The following is a 20,458-nucleotide window of genomic DNA, read 5'->3' as shown; positions in this document are numbered from 1 at the left end:
GTGGATTCGTCTGCTCGGTCACGGAGCCCAGGTCACGGCTCCTCGGCCAGATCTTCTGGATACGGATCAGGGTCGGGCGCGGTGAGTGGCTCGTTCGCGTCGTACGAATCCGCCGCCGTGAGGTCCGCCAGCAGCGCATCGGGCTGCGCTTCCGGTTCGACCGCCGCGGGTTGCTCGGGGGCCGCGGCCGTGGCATCCGTGGCATCCGTCGCCGATGCAGCGGTCGCCGTGTCGACGACAGGGGCGTCGTCGGCTCCAGCGCCGACCGTGTCGGCCGGGGTGTCGCTCGGCGCACCCGTCGAGGTCGTGTTGTGCGAGCCGGTGGTGTTGCCCACCGCGATGTCGCCCGCCGTGACCGTGGAGTCGGAGTTGTCGATGGCGGCATCGTCGCCAGCGGCGACAGCGTCGTCGCCAGAGGCGACGACGGCATCCTGATCGAAGATCTGCGTCACGTCGCCCTGGGCCCAGATGTTCTGATTCGTCGACTGGTCCACGATCGTCGTTCGGTTGTCGATCGTGGTGAACTGATTGATGATGCGGGAGATCTCGTCGACCACCTCGTTGGTGTCGCTGAACGGCTGCGGCGACCCCGGGTCATCCGTCGAGCGGGACGGGCCATCCGTCGAGCGGGACTGCGGTGACGCCTGCGCTCTCGAGGTCACCGACGGGTCATCGATGATCACCGGTGCGACCGCCTTCACGTCTGCCCCGCACGCGCCCTGGAGGCCGTGAGCGGCCAGGGCCTCCCGCGGCGCCGAGTTGAACTCGTCGACCGCGGCCGGGTCGCGAAGCAGACTCAGGATGAACGCGATCAACGCGTCGGCGATGGTCGTCACGGGTGTGTTCATGTATCGACTCCTCAGCGGTCCAACGGCAACATGCACGCATGTTCGAAGCTGGTCTGTCCTAACGTATGCCGCTCATGCCGGGCATGGCATCGGGGGTATCCCCGAAATCGCACGGGGGCACTATGGGGGTGCATCGGTCTGCCCATGCCCCGCTGCCGCGACATCCTCGGCGGCCCCCGCTCCCTCGATCAGTACTCGCAGCTTGGCGATCACTTCGGAACGCGACGACGCACGGAGCCGGCGACGGATGTGAGCGATATGGTGCTCCGCGGTGCGAGGCGAGATGAAGATGGTCTCGCCGATCTCGGCGTAGGTCTTCCCCTGAAGAACGAGCCTGGCGACCTCGAGTTCGCGATCGCTCAGCATCTCCGTCGCAGGCGCAGACGGCATGGGCGCGGGAGAAGAGTCGGTTCCGGATGCCGCGGGGCGGCGTGCGGCATCGTTGGGGTGCAGGTCGCGCGCGCACGACAGCAGGCGGGCGGCGACTTTGCGGTCGGTGGTGCGTGCGGCGCCGTGCCCGGCCAGGCGAGCCGCGTCCCAGGCGAGCCCGACCGCTGCGAGGCCGCGCGCGGAGCTCTCGACGGCGTCGGCGTGCACCGTACCGGCGAGCACTGAGGTCCACACTCTGCCGGCCTTCGCCATGACTGCGGCGACCCGGTTGGTCGGTGCGGCCGAGACGAGCGCGTGCGCGTGCGGGGCGAGATCCTCGGGCCGGTTCAGCAGGATGCCTTGCTGAATGCCCGCCCAGCGCAGGTGCGCCGACCACAGCGCGGGAGCGCCGAGCCCGTCGACGATCTCGAGGCCACGGGCGAGGTGAGGCTCGAGGTGCTCGGAGTCTCCCACCTTCGCTGCCGAGCAGACGAGTTCGGCGAAGGGATGCAGCAGGTACAGATCGATCTCGGTGCGCAGGATGTTCGGTCGAGCCTGACGCCACGCTGCCTCGAGGCCAGCGGCATCCTCGTACCGGCGTGCGATGGCAACTTGCACCGCACGGGCGAGCAGCGCGTCGCGTGGCGAGGTGGTCGGTGTGCACTCCAGCGCACGGGCGAGCGCCTCGCGTGCCTCGCCGGGCCAGGCTCGCTGCACCGCGACCCATGCGCGCCACAGCAGCAGGCGCGTGCGCGCCCACTGCCCGCCGTGCCCGCCTGCGATCGCGTCTTCGATCACGGAGTGCGCGGTGGCGAGGTCCCCGAGGTTGATCGCGACCGCCGTCGCGATGACGGCCGGCAGCTCGGGGATGGCTGCGGACGCGCGTGACGATGTGTACATCTCCGAGGCGCGCACGAGATCGACGAGCATGGTCGGGGCGCCCCCGGGGGCGACCGATGCGGCGAGCCCGCGACGGAGCAACTGCATCGAGACGCCCAGTGCCGACGGCACACCGCTGCGTCTCGTGGTGATCTCGTGGGTGATCTCGGTGCCATCGTCGAGCGCGCCGACGCCGTACGCGGCGATCATCGCCCGTACGGTCGAGTCGGGGCTGTCGGGGAGGGTCGCGCGGTACACGGCGGAACTCTGTTCCATCATGCCGCGGCCGGCCCAGGTCGCGGCCGCGACGTCGGCCATCCGATCGCCGTCCGTGCCGTGCGCGCCGGACGGCGCCGCATCGATCAGGGCACTGGCGGCATCGAGATCGGCCACAGCCCAAGCCGCCTGTGCCCGGCGCGCAGCGATGCTCGCCGGGTCGACGCCCGAGTTGAGCGCGGCGCAATAGAGCTCAGCCGCCCGGCGCGGGTGATCCTCGAGCATTCCGTCGCCGTGCTGCACCAGCGCGGCGCCGACCTGCGGATCGCCGACGAGACCGACCCATTCATCGTCGCCGGGGTCTCCCGACTCGGCGGAGCGCGCGATGACCTCCGCCAGGCTGCTGCTCATGTCGACGAGGCGTCGTGCGGGGATCGTCGCCCTGACTGTGGCACGCACCACCGGCACCGGCTGACCGTTGCGCATCAACAGGCCCTCGGCATACCCCTTCATGATGTTCTCGTCGTTGTGTTCGGGTGTCCCGAGAATCGGTCGCCCGTGCCCGCCCACGATCGAGAGCTGCTCGATCGTGCGGCGGAGATCGGAGTCGAGGGTGTCGAGCCGGTGCGCGATCCGCTCCTCGAGCATGCGGGCGAGCTCGCCGTGGGTCTCGTCATCGAGGCAGTCGCGCTCGTCGTGCGCCGCCAGCGCCTCCGACACCAGCCACGACACGCCGCCGGTGGTCGCGAGAATGTGGTCGAGGCAGCGGCTCGGGATCAGCTGGTCGCGGCTCTCCAGATAGGCGAGCACGTCCGATCGCGAGACATGACCGAGCACGATCGCCGGTCGTGTCCGCTCGAGGCGCCGCGCGATCGTGGTCAGGGTGTCCGACGGCGGCCACGGGCGGCTGGCCACCACGAGCGCGGCATCGGGGTCATCCGACCGGATTCGCACGCGTTCCAGCTGCTCGGCGTTCATCAGATGCAGGTCATCGACCAGGAGCACATGCGAACGTGGGACGTGCGCGACATCCAGCTCGCCGGCGGCCACCAGGCTTGCATCGCGATGCTCCGCGGCGAGCATCCCGTGCAGGTGACGCAGCACGGTCGACTTGCCTGAGCCGGCGTTTCCGACGACCATCGCCCGGGCGGATCCGGCCCAAGGCGCGACGATCGCATCCACCGCGGGTCGCAACTGGCGCTCCCAGACGAACGGCGGGCCGGTCTGCGGAAGCACGGTGCTCGACACATGCAGGACTGTCATGGCGTGGGCTGCTCGTCAATGCCTGATCAGACGGATTCGTCCGTCGTGGGTGGGGGCTGGGCGGGGTCGGTGGTGGATGAGTCTGGTGCGGGTTCTGGTGCGGGATCTGGGGTGGTGTCTGCCGGGGGAGGGTCTGGTGCGGGGTCTGGTCCGGGGTCTGGGGTGGTGTCTGTCGTGGGCTCCGTGGCGGGCGGGTCATCGGTGGGCGGCCCAGTGACGACCGGCTGATCGACCGCCCGCACCGAAGGGGGCGAGAGCGCCGGCGGCGTGGTGTGCGGCACCGCCGGACGTCGAACCGGAGACGGCTCGTTGATCGGGCTGAGTCGTGTACTCGGTTGCCGGGCGTCGCCGGTGTCATCGGGCCGTTCGAACACCCCCGAATCGACGAACGGAGCAAGCGGGGGCAGCGCTCTCGCGAACGGGGCGATCGCCTTCGACGCCGGGTCGGTCAACGGCAACGGTATCGCTTCGGGCGAGTCCGACGTGCCGCCCGCATCGCCGGAAGCGGCATTGTCGTAGGCGGTCATCCGCGAACCCGCTGCCATCGCGCCGCCGAAGACGATCGCTCCCGAGATCACTGCGACGGCACCCGCCAGCAGCCACGGCGATCCGTGCCTCGCGGTACGGTTCGACGTGGGGCGCACGAGACTGAACGCACTGGCGACGCGCGCGAGCACGAGTCCGCTGCCCGTGGCCACGTCGACCTCGATCTCGGCGTCTGCGTCGGTGTCTTCCGCGGTGGGATCGAGTGTCGCCGGCACGGTCGACGCGGCGACAGCTTCGCGTTGGTTCAACCGGGCGAACGCGGTGCGCGCCGCGCCCAGAGCGATGGAGGCCTTGGGATCCGCATCGACCGCCAGCGGCCGGTCGAATCGTTCGGAGAGGCGCTGGGCGACGAGTGGGATCCGTGACGATCCCCCGATGAGGAGGATCGCCTCGAGCTGATCGGCGGTGAGGTCGGCGGAGTCGATCGCGTTCTCCAGCACGCCGAGTGTCGTGTCGAGCGCCCCGTCGATCATGTGCTCGAACTCGGACCGTGTCAGGCGCACGCTCGATCGGCTCGGCGGTATGAGCACCGGGATCGTGGCATCCGAATCGAAGGAGAGCGCTTCTTTCGCATCGATGGACTCCCGGCGCAATTGGGAGAGCGCGATGCGGGTGTCGGGATCATCGATGGAGAGGGCAGAGACATCCAAGCCGGATGCCGCGATGACGTGCCGGAAGACACAGTCGTCGAAGTTCGCTCCGCCCAGATCGTCCAAGCCCGCGGGATCGCCGGCCAGCGTGAATTCCGAGTCGGCGCCTCTGTGCAGCACCACGGAGTCGAAGGTGCCGCCGCCCAGGTCGTACACCGCGATGGACTGTCCGGGCTCGAGCGGCCGCGTGGCCTCGTAGTGGCGTGCCGCTGCTTCCGGCTCGGTGATCAGGGACACGTCGTCGATGCCGAGACGGCCGAGTGCTGCTCGGATCAGGCCGAGCCGGTGCGCCCCCCATGCCGTGGGATGCGTGAGCGAAATCGCATCGGGGCGCGAGCCCATGCGTTCCGTGACGGCGTCGACGATCGACGCGAAAGTCTTCGCATACAGCATTTCGGGTGAGAAGGACTGCTCGCCGACCACGAGGGGCACGTCGTCGCCGATGCTGCGCTTGAACTCGCGCACGAGTCGCTCGGGCTGCGCGATACCTCTGCGCTCGGCGGCATCGCCGAACAGCAGGTCGCCATCGTCTGAGACGAAGGCGAGGGCTGCGACGCAGTCGCCCTTTCGCCCCAGTGCGAAGGGCGTGGCGCTGATGCTTCCATCTCGCTCGACTCGGGCAGTTGCCGCTGCGACGCGACTCGTGCCGATGTCGACCGCGAGGACGTACGGGTTGTCCTCCATGTTTCACAAACCACGATTCCGAGTTTGGCATGAGGTTCCGAGTTCGGCTTGAACAGCGTCACTATAGGCCGATGCCGGTGAGACCGCGAGAGGACGCCGGGCTTCTGGTACACCCCAGTTCGGAGGACACGCCGGCGATCGAGAGTCAGGCATGCGGGACGGATGCGAGGCGCAACGTTGTCGAGGAACGGTGCTGGAATCGTCGTTCGTACGGTGGCCGGGTTATGATGACAGTCGCGTGTGCGCACCAGCATCCGCAAGGAGACGTCGCATAGTCCGGCCGAGTGCACCACCCTGCTAAGGTGGAGAACCCGTAAGGGTTCCGAGGGTTCAAATCCCTCCGTCTCCGCTCTTAAAATCCCGGTCAAAGGCGCTTTCTTAGATCCTTACCAAGGATCGAGTTTTCTCGAACAGCGGTATTCTGTGTCCCATAGGTGTCCTCGTGGGGACACACAGGGGGACACACAGAAGCCGCTGTTGGTGGCTCGCCATCAGAAAATGCCTGATCAGAGGCCCAATGTGTCGACACGGCACCCGCCTTTGGAAGAGTGGAGAACTCTGACGGCGATTTCGTCACCGCGGACACGCTCTGGGACTTCAAGGTTTCGGTGAACCCGCCCACCAAGAACCACACGTTGCAGCTGCTCGTGTACTGGCTCATGGCGCGACGCTCCGAATGGAACTGGCGTCCGACCTGGAACTGGGACCACAAGACGCCGGAGACGGACTGGCGCGACAACTGGGATCTCGACGCGTATCTTCGCAAAAACCTTGCCTGGCCCGATGACCTTCAGTGCCCCATTCCTACCCACCTCGGTGTATACAACCCTCGGCTCAATGCGGTCCACCGGCTCGCCGTCGACAGCATCCCGGCTGAGGTCATTACCGCGGTAGAGCGCGACATGATCGGCTACTAGATCGTCAACGGCTAGAGCGGTGAGTACCCAGCCACGGCGTCGCCAATCGTCGCGATCCATGAATGGGGTTCGATCGCTGTCGGTCCTCTGGGTCAGGCGTATTCGGGGCGACCGCCCACGCGGTAGGTGAGGGCAACGATGCCCGTACCGAACACGCGGGAATCGGTCAGGTCGAGTGCGAAGTCGGGGCCCTGCTCGGGGAACAGGCGCTTGCCCTCGCCGACGATCACCGGGAATTGGATCAGGTTCAACTCGTCGACGAGCTCATTCTCGAGTAGCCAGCGCGCAAGCGCCGCACTACCGACCACGAGCAATTCGCCACCAGGCTGTGCCTTGAGCTCACGCACGCGGGCCGCGACATCGCCGGAGACAACCGTGGTCTGCTTCCACTTCGGGACACTCACGGTGGTGGAGACCAGGTACTTCGGCTTCGAGCTGATCGCCTCGCCGAAGCCATCATCGTCGCTGCGAGCACCCCAGTATGTCTCGAACAGGCCGTACGTCTTCCGGCCGAGCAGGAACGCGTCCGGTCGCCGCCAAATGTCGAGGATGTACTGCACGGCCTCGCCGTCATTGAGCGGGAGCGCCCAGCCACCGCGGGTGAAGCCAGGATCCATCTCCTCGTTGTTGCCACCGTTCGCCTGGGCGACGCCGTCGAGGGTGACCTGCAGGCTGATAGTGAGTTTCACGATTAGTTCCCTTCTCTCACCAATGTTACGAACGGGCGCGGCCGACTACCACAACGCCCGCAAAGGCGGTCCACTCGCGACGGGCCGTAGGCTGATCGCACCACGACGGGCGAAGGAGGAGCATGCGACGCGGAACTAACTTGCCGGCAGTCGGCACGTTCAACCAGACCGTAGTTCTCGAGGTCATTCGCCGTAGCGCGGAGAGTCGTAGCCGGAAGCAGATCGCCGAGGTGACGGGGCTATCCCTGCAGAGCGTGCGCAATGCCATTCAGAAGTTGTTAGATGATGGCTCGGCGGACGCTCTGTTGCGAGACCCACAACCGCAACGTCACCAGAGGCAGGAGTCACCTCAACCCTCAGCAGTCCCGGGTGCCGCTGTAGTCATCGGTCGGTTCAGCGTCTCTTGCCGACGCCCGGCGCGGAGCTAATTTGTCTCATCCACACCTCTATCTGGTGCTCGTCGAGGTCATCCACGGATCCCAGCTCCACACCTCGGGTCGCCTTACCCATCCCGACGGGGATCACCGGCGGCACTGGGTCGAGCAGCACCGCGCCGTTGACGAACATGAGCTTCACGTGGCCGACAAAGCCGCCGCAGCTGAAACACCACCCGTCACCGACGCCGTAGTACGCCATCCCCCATTTCACCGACCGTTGAAGGTCTGGCAGGGTTCTGGCCGCCAGGGCGTCTATTGCTTCGGCGATCCCGCGTTGAGGCTGTGGGAGGCTTGCGATGTATGCGAAGACCGGCGGATCGCCAACGGCCGCTTTCGCTGGGCTGGCCTTACCGGTCATGGCCGTCGGCAACGTCGTGGCGCTAGCTGAGGTCACTTTCACCTCCTCCTCTTCCCGCCTCGGCGTTCGGCTCGCGCCGACTCGTTCCCATGTCATACGGACTCCCTTTGTCTACATCACGGACGTCGTCTACTGCACCGAGGGGGTCTCGCGATCGGCTGCTAGCCCTGCGGAACGCTCGCGAGACCCCGCTCGGAGTATCGCCCTTGCAAGGCGGTGAACGCCTCAAAGTCGAGAGGGACGGGGTGACCGGTCAGCGCAGCCTCGAGGCGGTCGAATCCGTAGTGACCCCCGACAATGTCGCCTCGTTGAATGGCCTCGTCGGGCTCGGGCACGAAATACGTCGCACGCAGAAGCGCCCCCTCGTCCGTAGTGGCGAGTTCGTAGCGCATCCACGAGCCGGGGCTGGTGTGGGTGTGCTCCAGAAGCGTCGGCTGTTCGATGCGAAGGAAACGGAACTCCAGTTGCGGACCATCCGGCCAGTCGAAGCGCATCGTGCCCCCTTCTCGGAGGTCGACGTGGACATTGGTCGCGAACGGAGGCCACCAATCCGCGAGGCGGTCAGGGTTGGTGAGCGCGGACCAGACATCCCCGATCGGATTGGGGAATGCGCGCTCGAAGCGGATCATCCCGCCATCCTTTGTGCGTTCCAGTGTGGCGAACTTGCCCGTCATGGGGTCTCCTTCGTGGGTGGCGCGGTGTCGGGGTTGTCATCTTCTCGCAGGCTCCGCCCGGTCTCGAGAAGACTCTTCAAGTCGCGCAGCATGTAGGGATGCCCTCCTCCCGCGCCGAGGTGCTCGAAGTCCCCGCTCACTATCGCGGCCATCCGCGGAGCCCCAAGAAGGTCGTGCGTGACGGTCAAACGGCAGCGGCCATCGTCCAAACGCTCGATCGCATATCGGACCTCGGTGGCCGGCTCAGCGGCGGTACTCGGATCAACCAAGAAGCGCATTGATACCGACAACAGAGAAGGCGGGTCGTAAGCCGTGATGGTGCCCTCGGCAATGACGTCCGGCGCAGGAACAGTCCCGTCTCCGGTCACAATGCGAAGGTGCGGCGGCTTTTCAACGAGGTAGCGGCCTCCCACCCGCGGCTCGACGAATGTACGTCCGCCGTAACCGTAGCGGGCTGTCCAGGCAGGATCGGTGATCGCCTCCCAGATGCGTTCGGCTGAGGTGGCGATCACGATCTGATAGATCTGCGTTGTATCGTGACGGCGTGCTGCGGCCAAGTCCTGGTCGCGAAGCTGGGGCGCTACGGGAATATCGTCATTCATGATCCGTACTCCAACTCGTTCTTCAGTTCGGTGAGCGCTCCGACGCGCTCGGCCGTGTACTTGTCGATCCAACGGTCGTGGATGAGTCGGATAGGCACGGGGTTGAGGTAGTGCAGCTTCCACCGTCCCGACTTCTTGGTCGTTATGAGACCTGCAGCCTCTAGCACGCCGAGATGCCGCATCACGCCGAACCGGGTGAGCTCGATGTCGCGCATCAGTTCCGCAAGGCTCTGCCCATCGCGGAAGAACAGCCGGTCCAGGAGTATCCGCCTCGTCGAGTCGGCCAATGCCTTGAAGACCAGTTCGTCGTCGTCGACCATAGGACCAACATAGGTGCGAAAGTTGTCACGTGTCAAGATAGTCACCTATTGTGGCCACTCACACACCGGATCGATTGATCGATCGACGTCGCCGATCGACGCAGACGAAGGAGTCATGATGGCCGAAGCACTGCTCTTCCACCACGCGCTCGGACTCACGGATGGCTTGCACGCCTTCGCGAACGAGCTGCGGCAAGCGGGTCACACCGTGCACACGCCCGACCTCTTCGAGGGACGCACCTTCGACTCGATCGAGGCCGGTGTCGGATACGCCACCGAGGTCGGTTGGGGCGAGATCATTGCTCGTGGCGAGCGCGCAGCGCAGGCGCTGACCGACGAACTCGTCTACGCGGGTTTCTCGCTCGGGGTCATGCCCGCGCAGAAACTCGCCCAGACCCGCGCCCGCGCGCATGGCGCGCTGTTCCTCGGCTCCTGCGTTCCCATTGCGGAGTTCGGCGGGTGGCCTGCCGGTGTTCCAGTCCAGATCCACGGGATGGATGCCGACCCGATCTTCATGAAGGAGGGTGATGTGGATTCCGCCCGCGAACTCGTCAAGCTGACCGACGACGCCGAGCTATTTCTCTATCCAGGCGACCAGCACTACTTCGCGGACTCAAGCCTGCCGACCTTCGACGTAACAGCGACGAAAGTCCTCACACAACGTGTGCTCGAGTTCCTTGCGCGGCTTGACTGACGACCAGTCCCCGGCACTTGTCCCGCTTTCACCGCGACTATGAAAGGAAAATCGTATGTCAGACATCACAAGCGCTGTTTCCGACGATGGAACCAAGATCGGTTACCGGATATCGGGGCCCGCTGGTGCTCCCACCATCGTGTTGATCGAGGGCGCCCTCGCCACCCAAGACAACGGCGACGGCAAGGGTCTCACCCAGGTGCTCCTGCGTGACTATCGGGTGGTCAGCTACGACCGCCGCGGGCGCGGCGACAGCCTTGCCACCGAGACCTTCACTCTCGAGGCGGAGCTGGCCGACCTCGACGCCGTCGTCACTGCTGCCGGCGGGGCTCAGATCCTCTGCGGCTTCTCGTCCGGCGCCGTGATCGCCCTCTACGACGCCGCGCGCACCGGTCGCAACGCGCAGTACATCCTCTTCGAGCCCCCGCTGGTCGGCACCGATCCGACCGCGGTGCCGAGCGTCGCGATCATGGCGAAGCTCCCCGAACTGCTCGACGCGGGGCGCAACTCCGCCGCGGTCCAGCACTGCAGGCACGGCGCAGGAACTTTTCCAGGACTTGCCGCCCATCGACTAGACACCGCGAGTGTCGAATCGAGTGAGGCACGTTCGTCGTAGGAGTAGGGCGAGCGAGTCGCCCCATTACGCAGAAAAGAGGTCTCCCATGAAGTACATGGTCTCCGTGCTGTCCGATGGATCGGCGGAACTCGCCAACCCCGCCGAGATGGCGGCCATCGACGCGTTCAATACGAGGGTGCGGGCTGCCGGTCAATGGGTGTTCGCCGGCGGCCTCGCGTCACCATCGGCATCCATGGTCATCGACAACCGGGACGGCGCCGCATTGGTCATCGACGGACCGTTCACGGAATCGAAGGAGTGGATCGCGGGGCTGTGGGTTTTCGACGCGCCTAGCCTCGATGCGGCGCTCGAGCTCGCCGCCGCGGGATCGAAAGCGTGCAATCGCAGGGTCGAGGTGCGGCCGTTTCTCATTCGGTGACTCGGTCGACCCCCGAGGCCGACTGTCGCGGGGGTAGCCGGAGCTGACGCTAGCCTGATGGAGATGGTGATTACGAACCGCGCCCGAAGTCGCTAGGGCTTGCGCGGCCATTCCGTGGGTGTACTCGTGTGTCCTACCTGTGTACCCGAGAATCAGATGATGCCGTGTGGGACGTGGTTCCGAGCCTCGAGGCGCATAAAGTCGGCCCAAATTAGGAAACAGCGACCCTGCCAGGGTGAGTTCCTGCCGCGACTATGCGGGAAGAGCCAATCGCGCCCGAATGCTCCCTAGAGGGGTTGGGGTTAGGGTCGATGCCCCGCCAGGGGCACTCGGCCGAACGAGAGTGCGCAGCTCTCTGGCCTCAAGCCCCTCTTCGCCGCTCGTGGAGCGCGATTGCGATCGCCACCGAAACGTTCAGTGACTCCACCTGCGGACTCATCGGGATCGAGTACCGGTAGCGAGCAATCATGTCTATGGCATCGGACACCCCAGTTCGCTCGCTCCCCACCACAATCGCCACGCGCTCGCCCACCTCGCCGATGGCGTTGACCGGCAGCGAAGCCTCCGTGGTGAGGCTCGCGAGGTTGATGCCCCACTGATGCAGGTAGTTGAGCAGATGCGGCTGTGTCGCGAGCACGACCGGCAACGAGAAAACCAGACCTCTGCTGGCACGCACGAGTCTCCTGTCAACGATGGTGCTGAGTCCGCAGTCCAGGAGTACAATCCCAGCCGCGCCGAACGCGCATGCGGTGCGGATGATCGCTCCGATGTTGCCTGCAAGTCGCACACCGTCTAGCACAAGGATGTCGCCGTCTCGCGAGACGAGGTCGCTGAGCGCCGAGTCCTTGGGCGTGTGGGCGAGGGCGAAGAGACGCGACCGCTTCTCGGCACGGAAGAGACCCTTGGCCACGTGGTGAGATAGCCGATAGGCGGGCACCCCCAGCGAGCTCAGGATGTCGGAATCCGTGTCGCCGGAAACGTAGAGGCTGTCGATACGCACACCGTGACGCACTGCCTGCAGGATGTTCTCCTCGTCATCGAGAACGAACATGCGTGCACACCGCGCCTCGATGACGTCAACCACCCGACGCGCCACGGCGTGATGGGCGCTATCGATCACGGAAAGATCATCCGTCGCTCGCCCTGCATCCACGTCAGTCACGGTGACAGCATTCACTGTGACGTTACGTCAAGGTCAAGCGATTCGAAACGCCACGGAGCGCCACGAGCGCCACGACGCCCAGCACGACGAACACTGCAGCAGCGATCGCCCCCACGAGCTGCACACCGCTGACGAACGCCTCGCGTACGACGACGGCGAGAGCCTCACCTTCTGAACCCCCAAGGGTGGCAGCATAGGCGAGCCCACTCTCGATCCCGGCAACCGCTTGACCATCGACAACACCGCGCGCGGCGAGGTCGAGTTGGTATGCAACGGTCGCGACGCTTCCGAGGATGGCGACGCCCACGCCAACCCCCAGCTCCCCGCTGGTCTCGGTGATCGACGACGCCGACCCGGCCTTCGCTTCGGGGGTTGCCGACAACAACGCAGTCGTGCCGAGCGCCATCGGCGCCGAGACCCCGAAGGAGGCGAGCCCCATGCCGAGGATGACCGGGAACATGACAGCTGGCGTCGCCTGCGTGAGTAGCGAGAAGCCGATCGCACCGATGGCCAGGCCCGCTGCCATGACGATCGAGGGCTTCACTCGGCGGGCGATCACGGGAAAGAGGATGAAGCCGATCAGCATTGCAACGTTCTGCGGGAGGATCCACAGACCAGCGAGGAGTGGGGTTAGCTGGACGACCGATTGCAGGTAGATGGCGGTCGCAAGCGAAGTGCCCGCCATGGCTATGCCGCCGACCGCGGTGATCGTGAGAGCACCGCTAAACACTGGGATTCGAAATAGTGCGAGGTCCACGAGCGGATCGCGTATCCGCGCCTGGCGAAGCACGAATAGCGCCCCGACGATGACACCGGCAGCGACGGCGAGCAGCGACGGCAGGGATGCCCCCTGCCGCGCTAGCTCCTTGATTCCCCATGCCAGGGGCAGCAGTGCCGCCAGCGACAAGGCAACGCTGGTCAGGTCGATGAATCCATGGCCACCGTCTCGTGATTCCGGCAGTAGCCACGGACCGACGGCAAGTAGTACGAGCATGATCGGCACGTTGATGAGGAATACCGATCCCCAGCCAAAGCTCTCGATGAGTACCCCGCCGAGGACCGGCCCCACGAACATCCCGATCATGAAGCAACCGAAGAACACCCCTACTGCGGTGCTCAGCTGCGCGGTGCCGTCGAACATGGTCTTGATAGTTGCGAGGATTGTGGGCATGAGCGTCGCTCCCGCGACCCCCATCGCCGCGCGGGCGACAATCAGCATCGTCGGGTCGAACGAGAACGCAGCGACCAGGCTAGCCAGCCCGAACAACGCTGCTCCGACGAGCATCACCTTTCGACGGCCGACCCGGTCGGCGAGCGCGCCCATGGTCACGAGGAACCCGGCGAGCATGAATGAGTAGATGTCGATGACCCACAGTTGCTCGACGCTCGAGGCCCCGAGCTCGCGAGTGAGCGTGGGAAGCGCGAGGTACAGAACGCTCACATCAATCGACAGGAGGAGTGCAGGAAGCGCGAGCACTCCGAGGCCGAGCCAGGACTTCCGATCGGCTGCGCGAAGGTTGGGAGTAGTCATGGTCTACCGTCCGCCGCATACAGGCCGTCGATCCACCGCGCCCACGCCTCGGACGAGTCGGAGATGGGCGTCGACTGTGGGCCGTACTCGTAGCTGCCCACGGCGACCGGAGCACCAAAGTGGTTGCGCCCGAAGATGCGAATGAGGGCGTCATCGGTGCGGAGGCCAATGAAATGCTCGTTGTGAAAGTCCAGCTCGACCGATGTGGCACCGCTGGTCGGCAGATCCACACTAAGCCGCATGCCGGCTGGCGCGCCCTTCTCCAGGTTCCACGCCCGTCGGATGACCTCGAGCCCGTCCGGTCGGATCGACGATGCGGGGGCGAGCACTTCGTAGTGGCGATGAGGGCGGCCGAGGAAGTAGGTCAGGTACTGCCGCAAGGTGTGCATGTAGAACTCCGTGTGGCGGCGAGCGCCGTCATATTGGTTGTCCCAGTCCTCCACAAAGATCCCGCTATGGACGTAACGAAGGTATGACCCGGCCTCGCTCGGTTCGATCTCAAACTCGATCTGGTTGTACCAGCCGTCCGCCTCCTGCCGGAAGACGCCGCGGCGCGGCGGATTCCATTCCACGGGCGGACTGCTCGACGCGTCTTCATCGTTGGGCATGAGCCACGCGTCGGAGTCACGGGTGACGGCGTCCCAGACAGCATCGGGCGGGACGGGGAGGTCCCCCTCGTGCTCAATGCGGAACTCGTTGCTCATGGCTGGATCTCCTTTGTTTGCTCGGACGTCGAATGCAGTGGATCAGACAGTGCGGGATGCAGCGCGACAACCAGCCGATGGCGGCGGCCACCAGGCGAAACGTCATCGTGGTAGCGACTGATGAGTTCCGCGGTCACGTGGCCGAGTTCTGCCACAAATTGAGCGCGATCGTGCGCCGTAGCGAAGCGGACCTCACCATCAATGGCGAAGGTTCCGAGGCCCTTTCGAGCCTTGGTCGCACCCTGGATGAGACGCCCGACATCCCGAACGAGTCGAATGCCCAACGCCAGCAGCCAGCCCGCGGACTGCTGATCGGGGGACTTTCCAGGGTCTGGGGCGAGCGCCTGGAGTACGTCTGAGGTGATCACATAGTGCGCCGCACTGGCCTGATAGAGACGCTCCATCATGTTGCCCTTGCGGCGCTCTTCCAGGAACTCCACGAGGCCCAGACCCTCAAGGGTGCGCAGGTGATAGTTCACTTTCTGGCGGGGCAGATCCACCCGTTCGGCGAGCATGCTGGCTGAACGCGGCTCGGACAACTCCGCCAGTAGACGCGCTCGGATCGGCGCCATGAGTGCTTCGGCAAGCAGTGGATCGTCGATTACTTCGATATCGCGCATGCCACGAATCGTGGCATCTCGCAGCTTGCCTGTCAAGACAACTTAAGATGTCTTGACAAAATAAGTTGTCAATGATTTAGTTGGCGCGACGAAAGGAGTGCCCCATGCGCACGCAACATCTCACTCTCGGCGGCACGATCGCCGCCGTGCTCTTCATCACCATCGCGACGATCGAGGCCGCAACCCGGCCAGCCTTCGACTTGACGCGGCACGCGATCAGCATGCTCAGTCTGGGGGATCGGGGCTGGATCATGGCAGCCACGTTCATCATCGCGGGACTGCTCACCATCCTGTGCGCCATCGGGCTGCGCGCCCGCCGCCGTTCACGCACCGGACGGTTCTGGATTCCCATGCTTGTCGGGCTCTTCGGTGCCGGTCTCGTGCTCGCCGGATTCTTCCCCGCGCCAGCCGGACTGGGGTTCCCCGAGGGAACACCTCAAGACCAGCTACCAGTGATGGATGCCGTCGCGACAATGCACAGCGTGGCTTTCAACCTCGCCTTCTCGTCACTCATCGTCGCTGCGATCGTGTCCACACGTGCGTTCGTTGCCGACCGGCGACCGGGATGGGCGATCTACTCGGCGGCTACCGCTATTGCGGTACCCTCATTCATCGTGCTCGGCATGACGTCGACCGTCCCCACTGGAATTGGTTTCTACATCACCGCGGTGTTGGCCTGGGTGTGGCTGGGTGCCGTCTCACTTCGTCACTTCTTCTGGACGAGTGATAAACAATCATGACCACTGACGTGACCACCACCTCCCGCGCGTTCAGCGTCGAGATCAGCGCAACGACCGTCATTAGCAGTCCTGCGGAGCGGGTCTGGGAAATTCTGGCTGACACCAGTCGGTACCCTGAATGGAATCCGTTCATCGTGCGCCTGGAGGGTGAGCTCAGCTTGGGTAACCGCATCGAGATCGATGTCAAACCCGGCGCCGGGAAGCCTCAGACTCTTCGCCCCCGAATTGTCGACTACACGTACGGCACCACCTTCACCTGGCTTGGACACGTCGGGTTGCCGGGCCTTCTCGACGGGCGGCATCGCTTCAGCATCCTGCGGCTGTCACCCACGAAAAGCCGCCTCGAGCAGCACGAAGTGTTGTCGGGCGTCCTGACCCCCCTGTTCAGGCGGATGCTGACAGTCGACACGCCCCGCTCGTTCGTCGCCCTCAACGAGGCGCTTGCCGCGCACGCCACACGGTGAGCCTCGCGCCACCGCGGACTACTCGACGACCTGCACGTCTTTCCAGAAGGCCACGTAGCCGGACGTTCGGTCTGATCAGCGGGTGTTGCGCGTTCGTGGAAGAATGAATCGCGGCTAGATGCGGGAGGTAAGAACATGACCATTTGGATCTGTGAAGCGTGCGGAGTCGAGCATCCTGACACGGAGTTCGCGCCCGAGATTTGCCGCATCTGTGCCGATGAACGCCAGTATGTTCCGGCATTGGGCCAGTCGTGGACGACCATCGCCGAGCGCTCTGGCAATACTCGGATCAGGGTGAACGAGGTCGAGCCTCGATTGTATGGCGTGACCGCCGACCCGATTGTTGGCATCGGACAGTGCACTCACCTGATTCAGACCCAGGGCGGGAATCTTCTCTGGGACCCCATCGGATTTGTTGACGAGGCTGGCGCAGCGGCTGTGCTCAAGCATGGACGAGTGACAGCAATCGTCGCCAGTCATCCCACCATTTCGGTGCGCAGGTCGAGTGGTCACGCGCACTCGGCGGCGTTCCGGTACTGGTTGCGGAAGCGGACCGTGAGTGGGTGCAACGCCCTGACGCATCAATCGAGTTCATAGGGCCGGACGATATTCCGCTTTTGCCGGGGGTCACAATTCGCACGATTGGCGGCCACTTTGCCGGCAGCAAAATAGCAGTCTGGGCGGACGGCGCAAATGGAAGCGGTGTCGTTCTATCGGGGGACACCATGTTCCCGACTCAGGACGGGAAGTGGGTGGGCTTCATGCGTAGCTACCCGAACAATATCCCGTTGTCACCCGCGGTCGTCGAACGCGTGGCGAGCGCGACTCTTGCCAGTTCGTTCGATCGCCTCTATGGAAATTTTGGTTGGGTGATTCCCACTGATGCTCATGCCGCTATTCGCCGATCGGCCGACCGTCACATCCAGTGGGTGAGTGGCGACTACGACCATTTGACCTAGGGCATGTCTCCTAACCTGGTGGGTGGTTGTGGGGCAGGCTGGTGGTCGTGTCTCGGTCTCGGGTGTTGTCGATTTTCAGTGGGAGCGGATTGCGTCGTTGATGCCGGTCGCGTCGCCGAAGGGTGGGCGTCCGTTCGGTGGCTGGGAAGCCCAGCCGCGACGATGTCGTGCCAACGGGCGGCACCCGCGCCGTTGGACGTATCCGCCTCCAGCGCCGCGGCCCCAAACTTTCGGCGCATGTCGGCCCGTCCTCGGAAGAAGCGATGAGTTCATCCGACCACTCGCCGACGCTCGTCGTGTGTTCCCGGTGTGTCCCCGCGAGCCAGATAATGCGGTGTAAGACGTGTTTGAGAGCGTGGAGGTGCGGGAAAGTCAGCCCTGATTAGGAAACAGAGACCCTGCTAAGGTGGAGACCCCTTATGGGGTCCGAGGGTTCAAATCCCTCCGTCTCCGCTACGGAAATACCTGGTCAACTGGTATTTTTTCCGCAGCGTCGTTGCCGGGTTGGCATGGCCGAGCCACTTGGCCACCTGGTGCACCAGGATGCCGGCGCGCAGCCAGCTCGACGCGGCGTAGTGCCGCAGGTCGTGCAACGTGTGACCGGACGAGGTCTGCGTCCACCTCTCGTACCGGCGGAGCGGGCTCCCCTTCACCTGCAGCCCCGTCGCCGTGGTGCACAGGTACTCGCCCGGGTTCCAGCCCGTCGCTCGTTCGCGCACGATCTGGTGTCGCGTGAGGTCAGCGGGACCGGCCGCCACTTCTTGCTCGGGCGGTATACGGCTGCGTATCGATACGCTAGAGTATGGATCAATAGTTGAGGCAAGCCTGCCTGTTCCTGGAGAGACCGGATGAACGTTGAACAGACGTACGTCACCGCCTCAGAGCGGAGGTTCTGCACGCTGAGGCGCATCGACTACGAGGACGGATTCCTCCTCGAGCTCGGTTCTCATCAGCGACGAACGCCAGAGGACTGGGCGCGGGCCGTGCTCGAAGACGCACCCGTGCGCCTACGGAAGCAAATGCGACGCGCCTGGACGGCCATGGGGTTGAAGCTGGGTCCGGCGGGCCCGTCCGCCACGACTGTGCTCGGTTGGGAGATCCGTCACCGGAATCCGTACTCAATCCTCCTCGGAGCGGGATCGCGGCTCGGAATGTCCGGCGAACTGCTGGTTGTGCTTGACGAGGACACGCTGATCTTCGCCACCTTCGCCCACCACGCTAATCCGATCCTCCGCGCGGCCTGGGCCAAGATCACTCCTCTGCACGTGCGGACGGTGAGGTACCTGCTCGAGCGCGCTGGGGCAGAGCACGGTGAGACGGTTGGTGGCGCGGGCGGGCTGGCCGGGGCGGCCGGGCGATCACTATGAACACCAAGTGCCGTACGTGCTCACGAGTGGTGTGGGCAGAGAAGGATCCTGCCCACGCCGTCACTCACCGCAGCAGATGACGCAGCGCAGCGGCGATGACCCCCACTCGCTCGCGACGGCCGTGCGTGGCAGCGACGTAGGGCTGACCCACGAACAGGGTGAGCACCAGGAGACAGCGCCCTTCGACGTCGGCGTCGTCGTCGCAGAACTCGGCGAACAGCGGGCGCAGGTAGGCCATCCGGCGGTTGTCCACCCGCGCGACTCGTTCCGCTACGGCTGGGTCGCGTCGGGCCCAGTCACGCATCGAGAGTTCGAGATCGAGAATGCCCTCTCGGGCGGCCGCAGTGGCGAACAGCCGACGCAGTCGTGCACGGCCGTCGCCGCCACCCCGGTCGGACGACTCGATCGCCTCATCGACGAGCTGCTGCTCCCAGGTGTCCAGGAGCGCGTCGAGCAAGTCGGCGCGGTCGCGGAAGTGCCAATAGAAGCCACCTTTGGTCACCCCCAGCGCCGTGGCCAGCGGCTCGACGCGGACGGCATCAGGACCACCTCTGGTCAGGAAGCGCAGTCCTTCCTGGATCCAGCTCTCGCGTGGCGTACGAAGGGCGGCAGGCACGATCACTTCCCCCGTCGACGTTGTTCCATACCTTACCGTATTGATGACAGAAGGAGAGATCGTGCATACCGCCATTCGCAAGGAGCCAACCGTGAGAACTCCAGCGCACGACCGCCGTCCGCACGTGTTGATCATCGGAGCTGGGTATGCCGGAATGACAGCGGCGCATCGGCTTGCAGGTCGCGCTCGAGTCACGGTCGTCAACCCCATCGAGTATTTCGTCGATCGGATCCGCCTCCACCAGTACCTCAGCGGCGATTGGCGCCGCGAGCGAGTCGCGCCACTCCTGCGGGAGCATCTCCCATCGGGGGCGGAACTGGTTGTGGCGCGCGCAGCCGCCGTCGGGCCGGGCTGGGCGCGATTGACAACTGGGCAGTTCTTGGAAGCGGATCACGTCGTGGTCGCTGTGGGAAGCGGCGCCCGAGGGGGCATCGGAACGATCGAGGGCGTGGATGATCTTCGTCGGCGGCTCGAGGAGCTCACCCGCGGGGACACCGTGCAGGTACGCGGCGCCGGGGCCACTGGTGTCGAGGTCACCGCAGAGCTGCTTTCCGCGCGGCCCGACCTGCGTATCGAGTTGGTGGATCCCGAGGGCGTGTTCCCTCGTATGTCGCAGCGTGGTAGGGACTACGCGACGAGCCATCTGCGCCGGAATGGCGCGATCATCAGTGCGGAACTCGACGCTGCATCCGCCACTTTGATGATTGATTGCACCGGCTTTGCGCGATCAGTGATCGAAGGCATTGGTCGCCCGGACTCAGCGCTGATGATCGAGCCCGGGTTGTGGATTGCCGGTGACATCGCCGACATCGGTCTGAGGATGAGCTGTGCCGCAGCCGAACCGATGGGCGCACACGTGGCCGATAATATCCTACGAATCTCCGACGGACGTGAACCGCTTCCGTTCAGCTTCGGATTCGCGGTGCAGTCTGTAAGCCTTGGCAGACGGGATGGACTCCTGCAGTTCGTCAACTACGACGACAGCCCGCGCAGCGGTCGGGTCACGGGCGTGACGGGTGCGGCGGGTAAGGAACTGATCTGTCGCATGGCTCGACGGGTTGCGCTCAAATCCGCTTCTCTCTATCGGTGGCCGTCCCCACCGCGAGCCCGGATGGGCGCCGGTCTGGTCGCGCCATCGAGAGGGAGGTAATCGG

Annotated in this window: 24 protein-coding genes and 2 tRNA genes; 11 read left to right on the top strand and 15 right to left on the bottom strand. The window is 65.0% G+C overall.

The genetic code is table 11. The features are described 5' to 3' along the window. Positions 1–32: 32 nt before the first annotated feature. From AC1C2U_RS08425 to AC1C2U_RS08415, 3 genes are all read right to left on the bottom strand, one after another. On the bottom strand, positions 33–848 hold the full coding sequence (locus tag AC1C2U_RS08425; protein WP_495361289.1) for an IniB N-terminal domain-containing protein: 816 nt from the start codon (positions 846–848) through the stop codon (positions 33–35). 120 nt (positions 849–968) lie between these two features. Beyond that, the gene (locus tag AC1C2U_RS08420) at positions 969–3,575 is read right to left on the bottom strand and encodes a LuxR C-terminal-related transcriptional regulator (RefSeq protein ID WP_495361288.1); all 2,607 of its coding nucleotides are present in this window, start codon (positions 3,573–3,575) and stop codon (positions 969–971) included. A gap of 26 nt (positions 3,576–3,601) precedes the next feature. Beyond that, the gene (locus AC1C2U_RS08415; RefSeq protein ID WP_495361287.1) at positions 3,602–5,455 is read right to left on the bottom strand and encodes an Hsp70 family protein; all 1,854 of its coding nucleotides are present in this window, start codon (positions 5,453–5,455) and stop codon (positions 3,602–3,604) included. A gap of 260 nt (positions 5,456–5,715) precedes the next feature. Here AC1C2U_RS08415 and AC1C2U_RS08410 point away from each other — a divergent pair. Together AC1C2U_RS08410 and AC1C2U_RS08405 are read left to right on the top strand one after the other, a co-directional pair. After that, positions 5,716–5,804 (top strand) — tRNA-Ser (locus AC1C2U_RS08410). Positions 5,805–6,003: 199 nt separating this feature from the next. Then, positions 6,004–6,372 (top strand): hypothetical protein, encoded by a 369-nt coding sequence (locus tag AC1C2U_RS08405; protein WP_495361286.1) that lies wholly within the window; start codon positions 6,004–6,006, stop codon positions 6,370–6,372. Between the two features lie 92 nt (positions 6,373–6,464). Here the strand turns inward: AC1C2U_RS08405 and AC1C2U_RS08400 are convergent, their stop codons facing one another. The 5 genes from AC1C2U_RS08400 to AC1C2U_RS08380 form a co-directional block, all read right to left on the bottom strand. Then, a complete protein-coding gene (locus AC1C2U_RS08400; protein WP_495361285.1) occupies positions 6,465–7,061 on the bottom strand; it encodes a dihydrofolate reductase family protein in 597 nt (198 codons plus the stop codon). A gap of 393 nt (positions 7,062–7,454) precedes the next feature. Then, complete coding sequence (locus tag AC1C2U_RS08395) at positions 7,455–7,952, bottom strand: DUF1801 domain-containing protein (RefSeq protein ID WP_495361284.1); 498 nt, start codon at positions 7,950–7,952, stop codon at positions 7,455–7,457. Positions 7,953–8,017: 65 nt separating this feature from the next. Then, positions 8,018–8,530 (bottom strand): SRPBCC family protein, encoded by a 513-nt coding sequence (locus tag AC1C2U_RS08390; protein ID WP_495361283.1) that lies wholly within the window; start codon positions 8,528–8,530, stop codon positions 8,018–8,020. Then, positions 8,527–9,132 (bottom strand): SRPBCC domain-containing protein, encoded by a 606-nt coding sequence (locus AC1C2U_RS08385; protein WP_495361282.1) that lies wholly within the window; start codon positions 9,130–9,132, stop codon positions 8,527–8,529. The genes AC1C2U_RS08390 and AC1C2U_RS08385 overlap by 4 nt, the downstream gene beginning before the upstream one ends. After that, a complete protein-coding gene (locus AC1C2U_RS08380) occupies positions 9,129–9,452 on the bottom strand; it encodes an ArsR/SmtB family transcription factor (protein ID WP_495361281.1) in 324 nt (107 codons plus the stop codon). The genes AC1C2U_RS08385 and AC1C2U_RS08380 overlap by 4 nt, the downstream gene beginning before the upstream one ends. A gap of 118 nt (positions 9,453–9,570) precedes the next feature. Here AC1C2U_RS08380 and AC1C2U_RS08375 point away from each other — a divergent pair, with 118 nt between their 5' ends. From AC1C2U_RS08375 to AC1C2U_RS08365, 3 genes are read left to right on the top strand one after another with little or no spacing between them, the layout of a single operon-like run. After that, positions 9,571–10,146 carry a dienelactone hydrolase family protein gene (locus AC1C2U_RS08375; protein WP_495361280.1) on the top strand — a complete coding sequence of 192 codons (576 nt, stop codon included), beginning with the start codon at positions 9,571–9,573 and terminating at the stop codon, positions 10,144–10,146. 55 nt (positions 10,147–10,201) lie between these two features. Next, entirely contained in the window at positions 10,202–10,762 is a 561-nt protein-coding gene (locus AC1C2U_RS08370; protein ID WP_495361279.1) for an alpha/beta fold hydrolase, read from the top strand. Between the two features lie 46 nt (positions 10,763–10,808). Continuing rightward, positions 10,809–11,141: a YciI family protein gene (locus tag AC1C2U_RS08365; protein ID WP_495361278.1), complete on the top strand. Its 333-nt coding sequence runs from the start codon at positions 10,809–10,811 to the stop codon at positions 11,139–11,141. Between the two features lie 361 nt (positions 11,142–11,502). On the opposite strand, the gene AC1C2U_RS08360 is transcribed toward AC1C2U_RS08365, so the two are convergent. From AC1C2U_RS08360 to AC1C2U_RS08345, 4 genes are read right to left on the bottom strand one after another with little or no spacing between them, the layout of a single operon-like run. Beyond that, positions 11,503–12,303, bottom strand: a complete 801-nt coding sequence (locus tag AC1C2U_RS08360) for a TrmH family RNA methyltransferase (protein WP_495361277.1) — start codon at positions 12,301–12,303, stop codon at positions 11,503–11,505. Positions 12,304–12,325: 22 nt separating this feature from the next. After that, a complete protein-coding gene (locus tag AC1C2U_RS08355) occupies positions 12,326–13,834 on the bottom strand; it encodes an MFS transporter (protein ID WP_495361276.1) in 1,509 nt (502 codons plus the stop codon). Then, on the bottom strand, positions 13,831–14,538 hold the full coding sequence (locus tag AC1C2U_RS08350) for an SRPBCC family protein (RefSeq protein ID WP_495361275.1): 708 nt from the start codon (positions 14,536–14,538) through the stop codon (positions 13,831–13,833). The genes AC1C2U_RS08355 and AC1C2U_RS08350 overlap by 4 nt, the downstream gene beginning before the upstream one ends. Next, entirely contained in the window at positions 14,535–15,158 is a 624-nt protein-coding gene (locus tag AC1C2U_RS08345; protein WP_495361274.1) for an ArsR/SmtB family transcription factor, read from the bottom strand. The genes AC1C2U_RS08350 and AC1C2U_RS08345 overlap by 4 nt, the downstream gene beginning before the upstream one ends. A gap of 104 nt (positions 15,159–15,262) precedes the next feature. On the opposite strand from AC1C2U_RS08345, the gene AC1C2U_RS08340 reads away from it, so the two are divergent. Together AC1C2U_RS08340 and AC1C2U_RS08335 are read left to right on the top strand one after the other, a co-directional pair. Beyond that, positions 15,263–15,898 carry a DUF998 domain-containing protein gene (locus AC1C2U_RS08340; protein WP_495361273.1) on the top strand — a complete coding sequence of 212 codons (636 nt, stop codon included), beginning with the start codon at positions 15,263–15,265 and terminating at the stop codon, positions 15,896–15,898. After that, the gene (locus AC1C2U_RS08335) at positions 15,895–16,362 is read left to right on the top strand and encodes an SRPBCC family protein (protein ID WP_495361272.1); all 468 of its coding nucleotides are present in this window, start codon (positions 15,895–15,897) and stop codon (positions 16,360–16,362) included. Before AC1C2U_RS08340 ends, AC1C2U_RS08335 begins: the two co-directional genes overlap by 4 nt. Positions 16,363–16,476: 114 nt before the next feature. On the opposite strand, the gene AC1C2U_RS08330 is transcribed toward AC1C2U_RS08335, so the two are convergent. Next, a complete protein-coding gene (locus AC1C2U_RS08330; protein ID WP_495361271.1) occupies positions 16,477–16,812 on the bottom strand; it encodes a hypothetical protein in 336 nt (111 codons plus the stop codon). Positions 16,813–16,925: 113 nt separating this feature from the next. On the opposite strand from AC1C2U_RS08330, the gene AC1C2U_RS08325 reads away from it, so the two are divergent. After that, a complete protein-coding gene (locus tag AC1C2U_RS08325) occupies positions 16,926–17,321 on the top strand; it encodes an MBL fold metallo-hydrolase (protein ID WP_495361270.1) in 396 nt (131 codons plus the stop codon). Positions 17,322–17,678: 357 nt separating this feature from the next. Further along, positions 17,679–17,774, top strand: a tRNA-OTHER gene (locus tag AC1C2U_RS08320). On the opposite strand, the gene AC1C2U_RS08315 is transcribed toward AC1C2U_RS08320, so the two are convergent. Next, positions 17,756–18,079 (bottom strand): tyrosine-type recombinase/integrase, encoded by a 324-nt coding sequence (locus tag AC1C2U_RS08315; RefSeq protein WP_495361269.1) that lies wholly within the window; start codon positions 18,077–18,079, stop codon positions 17,756–17,758. The two genes, AC1C2U_RS08320 and AC1C2U_RS08315, sit on opposite strands and share 19 nt — an antisense overlap. Positions 18,080–18,169: 90 nt before the next feature. Between AC1C2U_RS08315 and AC1C2U_RS08310 the strand changes: the two genes are divergently transcribed. Next, on the top strand, positions 18,170–18,688 hold the full coding sequence (locus tag AC1C2U_RS08310) for a hypothetical protein (RefSeq protein WP_495361268.1): 519 nt from the start codon (positions 18,170–18,172) through the stop codon (positions 18,686–18,688). Between the two features lie 64 nt (positions 18,689–18,752). Here AC1C2U_RS08310 and AC1C2U_RS08305 read toward each other — a convergent pair whose 3' ends face one another. Further along, complete coding sequence (locus tag AC1C2U_RS08305) at positions 18,753–19,304, bottom strand: TetR/AcrR family transcriptional regulator (RefSeq protein ID WP_495361267.1); 552 nt, start codon at positions 19,302–19,304, stop codon at positions 18,753–18,755. Between the two features lie 61 nt (positions 19,305–19,365). On the opposite strand from AC1C2U_RS08305, the gene AC1C2U_RS08300 reads away from it, so the two are divergent. Further along, positions 19,366–20,454 carry an FAD-dependent oxidoreductase gene (locus AC1C2U_RS08300; protein WP_495361266.1) on the top strand — a complete coding sequence of 363 codons (1,089 nt, stop codon included), beginning with the start codon at positions 19,366–19,368 and terminating at the stop codon, positions 20,452–20,454. Positions 20,455–20,458 lie beyond the last annotated feature (4 nt).

It is taken from the genome of Agromyces sp. Y575, assembly GCF_059445445.1.
Note: the sequence above shows the minus strand (reverse complement) of the source record. Positions and strands in the feature narration are given on the sequence as shown.